The organism is Streptomyces sp. NPDC002926, from assembly GCF_053591755.1.
In genome coordinates this window covers 74,583-85,873 of the sequence record NZ_JBSFUK010000016.1, presented here as the reverse complement: position 1 = coordinate 85,873, position 11,291 = coordinate 74,583, and the positions used below count along the sequence as shown (strand labels likewise).

The following is an 11,291-nucleotide window of genomic DNA, read 5'->3' as shown; positions in this document are numbered from 1 at the left end:
CGCTGTGGCGCTCCCCTGCCGGAATATGTAGATGTTTCAAGCCAGGTTACACGGACGCTAACGCTCCGAAGCGGCCAGCTGCCCACACGCTCCGTCGATCTCCTGACCACGGGTGTCGCGGACGGTGACCGGCACCCCGTGCGCCGCGATGGCCTCCACGAAGGCCTTCTCGTCCTCGGGCCGCGAGGCCGTCCACTTCGATCCCGGCGTCGGGTTGAGCGGGATCAGATTCACGTGGACCCGCTTGCCCTTGAGCAGTCGGCCCAGCAGATCACCCCGCCACGCCTGGTCGTTGATATCGCGGATGAGCGCGTACTCGATGGAGATCCGGCGGCCCGACTTCTCCGCGTACTCCCAGGCGGCGTCCAGCACCTCCCGGACCTTCCAGCGCGTATTGACCGGGACCAGGGTGTCGCGCAGCTCGTCGTCCGGCGCGTGCAGCGAGACGGCGAGACGGCACTTGAAGCCCTCGTCGGCGAAGCGATGCATCGCGGGCACCAGGCCGACGGTGGAGACGGTGATCCCGCGCTGCGAGAGACCGAGGCCGTCCGGCTCGGGGTCGGTGAGGCGGCGGATGGAGCCGACCACCCGCTTGTAGTTGGCGAGCGGCTCTCCCATCCCCATGAAGACGATGTTGGAAAGCCGCGCCGGCCCGCCGGGCACCTCGCCGTCGCGCAGGGCGCGCATGCCGTCGACGATCTGGTGCACGATCTCGGCGGTCGACAGATTCCGGTCGAGCCCGGCTTGACCGGTCGCGCAGAAGGGGCAGTTCATCCCGCAGCCGGCCTGCGACGAGATGCACATCGTCACCCGGTCCGGGTAGCGCATCAGCACGGACTCGACGAGCGTGCCGTCGTGCAGGCGCCACAGGGTCTTGCGGGTGGTGTCGTCGTCGCACGAGATATGCCGCACGACGGTCATCAGGTCGGGCAGCAGCTCCGAGGCGAGCTTCTCGCGCGCGGCGGCGGGGATGTCGGTCCACTCGGCCGGGTCGTGGGCGTACCGCGCGAAGTAGTGCTGCGAGAGCTGCCTCGCGCGGAACGGCTTCTCGCCGATGGCGGCGACGGCGTCCTTGCGCTCGGCGGGCGTGAGGTCGGCGAGATGCCGCGGGGGCTTCTTGGCTCCGCGGGGCGCGACGAAAGTGAGTTCTCCGGGCTTGGGCATGGTCCTATCAGTGTCGCAGACCGAATCTCGTGACCTGCGGCCGTTGACGCCCGGGGTGGGCATTGACGGTCGTTGTCGGTCACGGCCGGGCACCGCAGGGCACCCTCGGACGGCCCACAGACGGCCCGGCCCTGAGCGCGTTCCGGCTGGCCAGCGGGCCAAGGGGAAGCGCGAGCGAAACCGCCGCAGCCGTCGACCACGGCATGGCGAACCTCTCCCTCGCTGCGGCCTCCCTGCCGAACCGGAGCCCCGGGGCCCGAACCGTGTCCGAATAGATGCCTCGCCCTGCGCCCGCCCGGAGCGCCTGCGCAGCGACCGCCAGGCTCGTACGGCAGCTGCGCCGCACCGACGAATCCATCGTGGAACCGGAGCGCCAGGAGGCAGCCGCCGATCACGACCTCGCACATGCCCTGGCCGGGCGGGGCGGGGCGAGCCCGATCGTGCCGCCTCGGGTGGGCTCGGCCCAGCGGCAGACCGCGAGGCGGGGGCAGACCACCCCCTTACGACATCGCATGGCATCACATGGCGCCAAGTGGCACCGAGTGGCGCCATCCGGCGCCATTCCACGCTTCAGAAGGCGCATGAGCACGCATGGCGCCACAATGACTCAGGTCGCCCCCTTCGTGTTTCCCCAGGTCAGAGCAGCCATCCTTAAGGCCACCCATGCAAGGCGCCACTCGAGCTTGCACATGGCGCCATAGTGGTGCCATCATGACGTCATGGACCTCACGCCGTATGTCGACACCCTCCGCCGCGAACTCGCGGTGGCCGCCGAAGCCGGCGGGGAAGATGCCCGCGAGCTGGCCGAGCGACTCACCGCTCCACTGGAGTCGGCGACCCGTCTGACCATGCTCAATGTGCTCTCCGCGGCGATGGACGAGATCACCCGCGAGCTCGCCCCCGGCTCGGTCGACGTACGGCTGCGCGGGCTCGACCCCGACTTCGTGGTGACGCTGCCGCCCGCCGACGGCGGCCCCACGGAGCCGGCCTCGCCCGTCGAACCGCTCAAGGCGCAGGCGCCCGCCGACGGCGACGAGGGCGGCACCGCCCGCGTCAATCTGCGTCTGCCGGCCCACCTCAAGGCGCGGGCCGAGGAGGTCGCGAGCCGCGAGGGCCTGTCGGTCAACGCGTGGCTGGTCCGGGCCGTGTCGGCCGCGGTCGACGGCGGCGGCACGCCGCGTACGACGGAGAGAACCCGCACCGTCGGACAGAGCTTCACGGGCTGGGTGCGCTAGCCGCGCCCGCGCAAGCCCCACTTCACCCACACCACGTCCCACCAGCGGGGACGCCCCAAAGACTCATGAGGACGGTACAGCCATGCCTTCTTTCGACACTCCCGAACCGATTTCGGTCACCGCCCACGTGTACGCCGGTTCCATCCGGTTCACCGCGGGCGACCGCCTCGACACGGTCGTCGAGGTGCGGCCCCGCGACCCGAAGCGGGACCAGGACGTACGGTCGGCCGACCAGACCGAGGTCACGTACGCAAGCGGCGTCCTGACCGTCAGGACGCCCAAGCACCGCAATCTCGTGGGACGCACCGGCACCGTCGACGTGACGGTCGAACTGCCCACGGGCTCGCGCGTCGACATGACCGGCGCCTGGGCCCAGGTGCTCGGCGAGGGCCGGCTCGGCGAGGTCCGGGTGAAGACCTCGTCCGGTGATGTCCGCCTCGACACTACGGGGCCCCTCCAGCTGACCGCCTCCCACGGCTCGATCACGGTCGACCGGATCGAGGGCATGGCCGAGATCAGCACCAGCTCCGGCAGCCTGCGCGTCGGCACCGTCGACGGCTCCGCCGTACTGAAGAACTCGCACGGCACCACGACCGTCGGCGCCGCGACCGGCGACCTGCGGGTGAACGGCGCCAACGGCGACATCGACATCGCGCGCGCCGAGGGCTCGGTCGCCGCCACCACCGCCCACGGCACCCTGCGCGTCGCCGAAGTCGCCCGCGGCACCGTCCAGTTGGAGACCTCCTACGGCGCCATCGAGGTCGGCATCCGCGAGGGCACCGCCGCCTGGCTCGACGTCAGCTCCGGCCGTGGGCAGGTGAGCAACACGCTCACCGCCTCCGACACCCCGGAGAAGTCCGAGGACACTGTCGAGGTCCGCGCCCGGACCCGCTACGGCAACATCGACGTGCGCCGCGCCCGGGCCTGAGGACCGGCCCCGCCAACTCGCCCACTCCCCCAGTCCCTTCACCCTTCGAACGGGAGGGCTCCATGCCTTCTTCTGTCATGCCCACGCCCAGGCGGGGCGGCGGTCCGCAGTCGCCCGCCGCCGTCTCCACCCTCGGTCTGCGCAAGTCGTACGGCGACAAGACCGTGCTCAACGGCATCGATCTGCGCATCCCGGCCGGATCCGTGTTCGCACTGCTCGGGCCGAACGGCGCCGGCAAGACCACCACCGTGCAGATCCTGTCCACGCTCATCGCCGCCGACGGCGGGCAGGCCCAGGTCGCGGGCCACGACGTCGCCACGTCTCCGGACGGGGTGCGCACCGCGATCGGCGTCACCGGGCAGTTCTCCGCCGTCGACGGCCTGATCACCGGCGAGGAGAACATGCTCCTCATGGCGGACCTGCACCACCTGTCCAAGCGCGAGGGCCGCCGCACCGCCGCCGAGCTGCTGGAGCGCTTCGACCTCACCGAGGCCGCGAAGAAGCCCGCCTCCACCTACTCCGGCGGCATGAAGCGCCGCCTCGACATCGCCATGACCCTGGTCGGCAACCCGCGGATCATCTTCCTCGACGAGCCCACCACCGGCCTCGACCCGCGCAGCCGCCACAACATGTGGCAGATCATCCGCGAGCTGGTCTCCGACGGCGTCACCGTCTTCCTCACCACCCAGTACCTGGAGGAGGCCGACCAGCTCGCCGACCGTATCGCCGTGCTCAACGACGGCAGGATCGCAGCCGAGGGCACCGCGGAAGAGCTGAAGCGGCTGATCCCCGGCGGGCATGTCCGGCTCCGCTTCTCCGACCCGTCCGCCTATCAGAGCGCCGCCCTCGCGCTGCGCGAGGTAACCCGGGACGACGACTCCCTCACGCTGCAGATCCCCAGCGACGGCACCCAGCGCGAGCTCCGCTCCATCCTCGACCGGCTGGACTCCACCGGCATCGAGGCCGACCAGCTGACCGTGCACACCCCCGACCTCGACGACGTGTTCTTCGCCCTGACCGGCGACACCGACCAGCGCAAGGAGGCTCTCCGATGAGCTCACTCTCCCTCGCCGTGCGTGACTCGTCCACGATGCTGCGCCGCAACCTGCTGCACGCGCGGCGCTACCCGTCCCTCACCCTGAACCTCCTGCTCACGCCGATCGTCCTACTGCTGCTCTTCGTCTACGTCTTCGGCGACGTGATGAGCGCGGGCATTGGCGGCGGCGGCGCCGATCGCTCCGAGTACATCGCCTACGTCGTGCCGGGCATCCTGCTGATGACCATCGGCGGCACCGTGGTCGGGACCGCGGTGTCCGTCTCCAACGACATGACCGAGGGCATCATCGCCCGCTTCCGCACGATGGCGATCCACCGCGGGTCCGTGCTCATCGGGCACGTCGTCGGCAGCGTGCTGCAGTCGGTCATGAGCGTGGTCCTCGTGGGCGCCGTCGCCGTGGCCATCGGCTTCCGGTCCACCGACGCCACGGCACTGGAGTGGCTGGCGGCGTTCGGGCTGCTCGCGCTCGTCGCCCTGGCGCTCACCTGGATCGCCGTCGGGATGGGCATGGTCAGCCCGAACGCCGAGGCGGCCAGCAACAACGCGATGCCGATGATCCTGCTGCCGCTCCTCTCCAGCGCCTTCGTCCCGGTCGACGCGATGCCGGGCTGGTTCCAGCCGATCGCCGAGTACCAGCCGTTCACCCCGGCCATCGAGACCCTGCGCGGGCTGCTGCTCGGCAGCGAGATCGGCAACAACGGGTGGATCGCGATCGCCTGGTGCCTGGCTCTCTCCGCGCTCGGCTACTACTGGTCGAAGGCGGCTTTCAACCGCGATCCGAAGTAGCCGGGACGACAGCGCGGGCCGCCTCCCGCGGCTCGTCCCGCCCGAGGGCGGCGTACTCCGACACCACGTCGGCGTACGCCGCCCGTCCGCGTCCTCGGCCGCCCGCCGGGCCGGGCCGAGGACATCGCCGACTGGAACTCACACTGCACCCACATCCGTTCGGCCGGCGCGATCAGCCGTACGGGAGAGGTGTCCCCGGACGTGATTCCGGCCAGGCCGAGGGCGCGTGCAGCACCGTCCCGTACACCGGGAGCCCGACGGGGTTGTGACTCGGGGCGGCGAGGAGCGTGCGCAGCCGCTCGGTCAGCTCCGCCACCGGCCCCGGGCGGCCGGCGTACGCGTGTGCCGCCACCGCCGCCGACTGGATCTCCAGCCGGGGCCGGTTACTGAAGGAAGACTGGAAGTTCTCCGGGCTTGGGCAGGGTCCTATCAATGTCGCAGGGATACGAAGAGGGGCCCGCCGCCCTGTGGACAACGAACCCCTCAACAACGCCTCACATACGAACGCGCGGGTCAGCCGCTTCCTACAAAGATCACCATGAGCAGCCAGACGACCGGGGCCGTCGGCAGCAGCGAGTCCAGTCGGTCCATGATGCCGCCGTGGCCCGGCAGCAGCGTACCCATGTCCTTGATGCCCAGGTCTCGCTTGATCATCGACTCGCCCAGGTCGCCGAGCGTCGCGCTGGCCGCGACCGCGAAGCCCAGCAGCAGCCCCTGCCACCAGGTGCCGTCGTCGATCACGAACTCCATGAGCAGCGCGCCCGCCACCATGGCGAAGGCCACCGCGCCGAGCAGGCCTTCGCGGGTCTTCCCCGGGCTGATGCGCGGCGCGAGCTTGTGCTTGCCGAAGCGCCAGCCGACGGCGTACGCCCCCGTGTCGCTGACCACCGTCAGCACCAGGAAGGTGAGCACCCGCTGCGGCCCGTCGTCCGCGGCGAGCATCATCGCGACGAACGTCGCCAGGAAAGGCACGTAGAACGCGGCGAAGACGCCTGCCGTCACGTCTTTCAGATAGCCCTCGGGCGGCTCGGTCATCCGCCAGACCAGCACCGCGAGTGCCGTGAGGGCCATGGCGACCCATGCGCCCTCCGCGCCGCGCACATAACCGGCCACGATCATGGCCGCGCCGCCGACCCCGAGGGGCACCAGCGGTGCCTTGATCTGCTTGCGCTCCTCGAGCCGCGACGTCAGTTCCCACAGTCCGACCACGACGGCGACCGCTATCACGCCGACGAACACGGCCTTGACGATGAAGAGTGACGCGACGATCACCGCGCCGAGCCCGACGCCTACCCCTATGGCCGCCCGTAGATCACGGCCGGCCCGCTTTTTCTGCGGCGGCTCGGAGGCCGCCGGCGGCGGGGTGGGCATGGGCTCCTGCGGAATCTCATCACGGGACGGGGAGCCACTCCGCCGAGCAGCCCCGAGGTCGCGGTCATTGCGGTCGTCGCCGTCTTCGGCGTCTCTACCTGCGTCGGGAAAGTCCGGCACGATGGGCATGGGCCGAGTCTGCTGTGCGTCATGCTCATCGTATGCGGGACCCGCCGGGGCAGGCCCCTGGTCGGGCGGCCCCCAGTAACCGGCTCTCGGCGGGGCCCCCCAGGAAGAGTCGTTCATCAGACCTCGAGCAGCTCGGCTTCCTTGTGCTTGAGCAGCTCGTCCACCTGCGCCACGTACTTCGCGGTGGTGTCGTCGAGCTCCTTCTCCGCGCGGCGGCCCTCGTCCTCGCCGACCTCGCCGTCCTTGATCAGCTTGTCGATCGTCTCCTTGGCCTTGCGGCGGACGGAGCGGATCGAGATCTTGGAGTCCTCGGCCTTGGTCTTGGCGACCTTGATGTACTCCTTGCGGCGGTCCTGCGTGAGCTCCGGGAACACCACCCGGATGATATTGCCGTCGTTGCTCGGGTTGACGCCGAGGTCGGAGTCGCGGATCGCCTGCTCGATATTGCGCAGCGCGGTCTTGTCGAACGGGGTCACCACGGCCATCCGCGCCTCGGGAACCGAGAACGACGCCAGCTGGTTGATCGGGGTCAGCGCACCGTAGTAGTCCGCCACGATCTTGTTGAACATCGCCGGGTGCGCACGTCCGGTGCGGATCGCGGCGAAGTCATCCTTGGCGACCAGGACGGCCTTCTCCATCTTCTCCTCGGCCTCGAGGAGGGTCTCTTCGATCACCACTTGCTCCTGCGTGTCTTGAGTAGGCCCGGCGTGCAACAGGGCCGGCGGAACCTGTGTCGCGTTCCCCTGCACGGTGTCCGACCGGCAGGGCTTTGTCCATCCCTCGAGGGACTCCCCCGAGTCAGGCGCGGGTGCCCTGGTCGCTCACGAGTGTGCCGATCTTCTCACCCTTGACGGCGCGAGCGATATTGCCTTCGGTGAGCAGTTCGAAGACGAGGATCGGGAGGTTGTTGTCGCGGCAGAGCGTGATGGCGGTGGCGTCGGCGACCTTGAGGTTGCGGGAGAGCACCTCGCCGTACTCCAGCGCGTCGAACTTCACCGCGTCGGGGTTGGTCTTGGGGTCCGAGTCGTAGACCCCGTCGACGCCGTTCTTGCCCATCAGCAGGGCCTCGGCGTCGATCTCCAGGGCTCGCTGGGCGGCAGTGGTGTCGGTGGAGAAGTACGGCATGCCCATACCGGCGCCGAAGATGACGACGCGGCCCTTCTCCAGGTGGCGCACGGCGCGCAGCGGGATGTAGGGCTCCGCGACCTGGCCCATGGTGATGGCGGTCTGGACGCGCGAGTCGATGCCCTCCTTCTCCAGGAAGTCCTGGAGAGCGAGGCAGTTCATCACCGTACCGAGCATGCCCATGTAGTCGGAACGGGCCCGGTCCATGCCCCGCTGCTGGAGCTCGGCCCCTCGGAAGAAGTTACCGCCGCCGATGACGACCGCGATCTCCGCGCCGTCACGGACGACCGCCGCGATCTCGCGCGCCATGGCGTGTACGACGTCGGGGTCGACGCCGAGCGCTCCGCCGCCGGCAAATGCCTCACCGGACAGCTTCAGCATGAAGCGTCCGATCTTCTTGCCGTACAGGTCGTCGCTCTTGTCGTCGGCAGCCTGGTTGGCGTCCGAGCCCTTGTTCATGGAGATCTCCTCGTGCACATACGAAGAAGGCCATTGCCGGTGGGTGCTGGTGTCCCTGTCGGCAATGGCCTCCTCGTCAGATCTGCGGTCGTCCGGCGCCTACGCGGCCGATGACTGCGTGGGAAACCCTAGCGGGCTCCCGGGTCGATCGCGTACGGCTCAGGCGCCGACGCGGATGCGCGAGAAGCGCTTCAGCGTGACACCGGCCTCGTCCAGAACCTTCTGGACGGACTTCTTGTTGTCCTTGGCGAACGGCTGGTCGAGGAGGGTGACCTCCTTGAAGAAACCGTTGACGCGACCCTCGACGATCTTCGGAAGGGCGGCCTCGGGCTTGCCCTCCTCGCGCGAGGTGGCCTCGGCGACGCGGCGCTCGTTCTCGACGACGTCGGCCGGAACCTCGTCGCGGGTGAGGTACTTCGGCGCGAAGGCGGCGATGTGCTGCGCGACGTCCTTGGCGATCTCGGCGTTTTCCTTGTCCAGCTCGACCAGGACGCCGACCTGCGGCGGGAGGTCGGGCATGGTGCGGTGCATGTACACACCCACGTAGCCGCCGGAGAACTGCGCGAAGCGGTCGAGGACGATCTTCTCGCCGAGGTTGGCGTTGGCCTCGTCGACGTACGCCTGGACGGTCTTGCCGGCCTCGATCTCGGAGGCGAGCAGCGCCTCGAGGTCGGCCGGGGAGGACTGCGCCACGTGCTCGGCGAGCGTGTTGGCGACGGCCTGGAACTTGTCACCCTTGGCGACGAAGTCCGTCTCGCACTTCAGCTCGAGCAGAACGCCGGAAGTCTTGTCCTCAGAGATGAGGGAGACGACGGCGCCGTTCTCGGCGTTGCGGCCCTCGCGCTTGGCGACGCCCTTCTGGCCCTTGACGCGGAGAAGCTCGACGGCCTTGTCGACGTTGCCGTCGGCCTCGTCCAGGGCCTTCTTGCAGTCCATCATGCCGGCGCCGGTGAGCTCGCGGAGCTTCTTGACGTCAGCGGCGGTGTAGTTCGCCATGTCCTTGAATCTCTCTCGAAAGTCGAAAGTCGAAGATCTACGGGTGAGCGGCGGGGGCCGGTGCGTGTGGCACCGTCCCCCGCCGTCAACTACCGAACCTGTGAGGTCAGGCCTGCTCGGCGTCCGCGGCCGGGGCCTCGGCGGCCGGAGCCTCAGCAGCAGCCTCGGCGGCGGCCGGAGCCTCAGCAGCGGCCTCGGCGGCAGGGGCCTCAGCAGCAGCCTCGGCCGGCTTCTCGGCCTCGGCAGCGGCCGGAGCCTCAGCAGCCTCGTCGGAGTCCGCCTTCTTCTCGCCCTCGAGAAGGTCGCGCTCCCACTCGGCGAGGGGCTCGCCGGCGGCCTTCTCGCCCGGCTTGGAGTCACCGGTGGCGACGCCGGAACGGGCGATGAGGCCCTCGGCGACGGCGTCGGCGATCACGCGGGTGAGCAGGGTGACGGAGCGGATCGCGTCGTCGTTGCCCGGGATCTTGTAGTCGACCTCGTCGGGGTCGCAGTTGGTGTCGAGGATCGCGACGACCGGAATCTTGAGCTTGCGCGCCTCACCGACGGCGATGTGCTCCTTCTTGGTGTCCACGATCCAGACGGCGCTGGGCACCTTGGACATCTCGCGGATACCACCGAGGGTCTTCTCCAGCTTGGCCTTCTCGCGGGAGAGGACCAGGAGCTCCTTCTTGGTGAGGCCGGACGCGGCCACATCCTCGAAGTCGATCTGCTCAAGCTCCTTCAGACGCTGAAGGCGCTTGTAGACGGTGGAGAAGTTGGTGAGCATGCCGCCCAGCCAACGCTGGTTGACGTACGGCATACCAACGCGCGTCGCCTGCTCGGCGATGGCCTCCTGGGCCTGCTTCTTGGTGCCGACGAACATGATGGAGCCGCCGTGGGCGACGGTCTCCTTGACGAACTCGTAGGCGCGGTCGATGTACGACAGCGACTGGAGCAGGTCGATGATGTAGATGCCGTTGCGCTCCGTGAAGATGAATCGCTTCATCTTCGGGTTCCAACGACGGGTCTGGTGACCGAAGTGGACGCCGCTTTCCAGCAGCTCCCGCATCGTGACGACGGCCATGGCCGTATCTCCTTGGATTCTCGGTTATGTCCTGACGCCCCGACGCGCCGTGCCACAAGGGACCGAGGAGCGCGGCCACCGACCTGAAGAAGGTGTGGTGGCGGGGCGTGCGAAGTCGACCCGGTGACCCGGATCGCCATGAGAAGTGTACGGGACCCGCGCGGTGCCGGGTGACGGCGCTGTCCACAACCCGTCAGTACTCCACAGATCCGGACCATGATCAGCGCGGTGGCGGTGATCCGCGGGACGGTCTGTGCCATGTACCGCGTCAAGGACCGCCTCATCCACCGCCTCATGAATCGCCTCATCCACCGCCTCATGAATCGCCTCATGAATCGCGGACCGCTCGTCGCGGTGCTCGCCTCGGCCCTGCTCATCGCGGGCGCGGGGGTGGCCCCGGCCGCCGACCGCGACCGCGGCTGGCCGGTGGGACCGCCTCGACCCTCGGTCGTACGGGGCTGGGAGCCGCCGGCATCTGCGTACGGGCCGGGGCACCGCGGAGTGGATCTGGCCGCTCCGCCGGGCACACCGGTACGGGCCGCGGCACCAGGCCGGGTCTCGTTCGCGGGCCTGGTCGCGGGCCGCGGAGTGCTCTCCATCGTCCTCACCGCTACGGGTGAGCCGCCGCTGCGCACGACGTACGAGCCGGTCCGTCCGCTCCTGCCGGAAGGCACGGCGGTGAGCACCGGGCAAGTGGTCGCCATGGTCGCCGCGGGACCGTCGCACTGTGCCGCGGGCTGTCTGCACTGGGGTCTGCTGCGCGGCACGGAGTATCTGGATCCGCTGTCGCTGCTGCCGCCCTGGCTACTGCGCCACGGCCCGTCCCGACTGCTCCCGGTCTTCGGCATCCCCGCTGTGGAAGCGGCCCCGCCGACAGCGCTTGCCGGGCCGGCAGCGCTCGCCGCGCCTGCGGTCGCGGGGACTCCTGCGGTCGCGGGGACCGGGGCCGCCGGGACCGGGCTCGCGCTCCATGAGGTG

11 protein-coding genes and 1 pseudogene are annotated in these 11,291 nt (G+C 69.5%); 5 read left to right on the top strand and 7 right to left on the bottom strand.

All coding sequences use genetic code 11. The features are described 5' to 3' along the window. Positions 1-57 precede the first annotated feature (57 nt). Positions 58-1,164 (bottom strand): 23S rRNA (adenine(2503)-C(2))-methyltransferase RlmN, encoded by a 1,107-nt coding sequence (rlmN, locus tag ACWDZ6_RS22780; RefSeq protein ID WP_451504291.1) that lies wholly within the window; start codon positions 1,162-1,164, stop codon positions 58-60. Between the two features lie 719 nt (positions 1,165-1,883). On the opposite strand from rlmN, the gene ACWDZ6_RS22775 reads away from it, so the two are divergent. The 4 genes from ACWDZ6_RS22775 (at position 1,884) to ACWDZ6_RS22760 (ending at position 5,170) form a co-directional block, all read left to right on the top strand. After that, positions 1,884-2,399 carry a hypothetical protein gene (locus ACWDZ6_RS22775; RefSeq protein ID WP_451504290.1) on the top strand — a complete coding sequence of 172 codons (516 nt, stop codon included), beginning with the start codon at positions 1,884-1,886 and terminating at the stop codon, positions 2,397-2,399. Positions 2,400-2,481: 82 nt separating this feature from the next. Continuing rightward, complete coding sequence (locus ACWDZ6_RS22770) at positions 2,482-3,327, top strand: DUF4097 family beta strand repeat-containing protein (protein ID WP_451504289.1); 846 nt, start codon at positions 2,482-2,484, stop codon at positions 3,325-3,327. Between the two features lie 62 nt (positions 3,328-3,389). Continuing rightward, positions 3,390-4,382, top strand: a complete 993-nt coding sequence (locus ACWDZ6_RS22765; protein ID WP_451504288.1) for an ATP-binding cassette domain-containing protein — start codon at positions 3,390-3,392, stop codon at positions 4,380-4,382. After that, on the top strand, positions 4,379-5,170 hold the full coding sequence (locus tag ACWDZ6_RS22760) for an ABC transporter permease (RefSeq protein ID WP_451504287.1): 792 nt from the start codon (positions 4,379-4,381) through the stop codon (positions 5,168-5,170). Before ACWDZ6_RS22765 ends, ACWDZ6_RS22760 begins: the two co-directional genes overlap by 4 nt. A gap of 172 nt (positions 5,171-5,342) precedes the next feature. Here ACWDZ6_RS22760 and ACWDZ6_RS22755 read toward each other — a convergent pair whose 3' ends face one another. The 6 genes from ACWDZ6_RS22755 to rpsB form a co-directional block, all read right to left on the bottom strand. Beyond that, positions 5,343-5,522, bottom strand: coding sequence for a hypothetical protein (locus tag ACWDZ6_RS22755; protein WP_451504286.1), 180 nt, complete (start codon positions 5,520-5,522; stop codon positions 5,343-5,345). Between the two features lie 161 nt (positions 5,523-5,683). Beyond that, complete coding sequence (locus ACWDZ6_RS22750) at positions 5,684-6,787, bottom strand: phosphatidate cytidylyltransferase (protein WP_451504285.1); 1,104 nt, start codon at positions 6,785-6,787, stop codon at positions 5,684-5,686. Beyond that, positions 6,787-7,344 carry a ribosome recycling factor gene (gene frr, locus ACWDZ6_RS22745; protein ID WP_326652908.1) on the bottom strand — a complete coding sequence of 186 codons (558 nt, stop codon included), beginning with the start codon at positions 7,342-7,344 and terminating at the stop codon, positions 6,787-6,789. The genes ACWDZ6_RS22750 and frr overlap by 1 nt, the downstream gene beginning before the upstream one ends. Positions 7,345-7,468: 124 nt before the next feature. Continuing rightward, entirely contained in the window at positions 7,469-8,254 is a 786-nt protein-coding gene (pyrH, locus tag ACWDZ6_RS22740; RefSeq protein ID WP_326652906.1) for a UMP kinase, read from the bottom strand. Positions 8,255-8,413: 159 nt separating this feature from the next. Continuing rightward, entirely contained in the window at positions 8,414-9,250 is an 837-nt protein-coding gene (gene tsf, locus ACWDZ6_RS22735; RefSeq protein WP_366732260.1) for a translation elongation factor Ts, read from the bottom strand. 106 nt (positions 9,251-9,356) lie between these two features. Continuing rightward, positions 9,357-10,313, bottom strand: a complete 957-nt coding sequence (gene rpsB, locus ACWDZ6_RS22730) for a 30S ribosomal protein S2 (protein ID WP_366732261.1) — start codon at positions 10,311-10,313, stop codon at positions 9,357-9,359. A gap of 216 nt (positions 10,314-10,529) precedes the next feature. Between rpsB and ACWDZ6_RS22725 the strand changes: the two are divergent. Next, positions 10,530-11,036, top strand: a pseudogene (locus tag ACWDZ6_RS22725) (peptidoglycan DD-metalloendopeptidase family protein); the annotation flags it as partial. Positions 11,037-11,291: the final 255 nt, after the last annotated feature.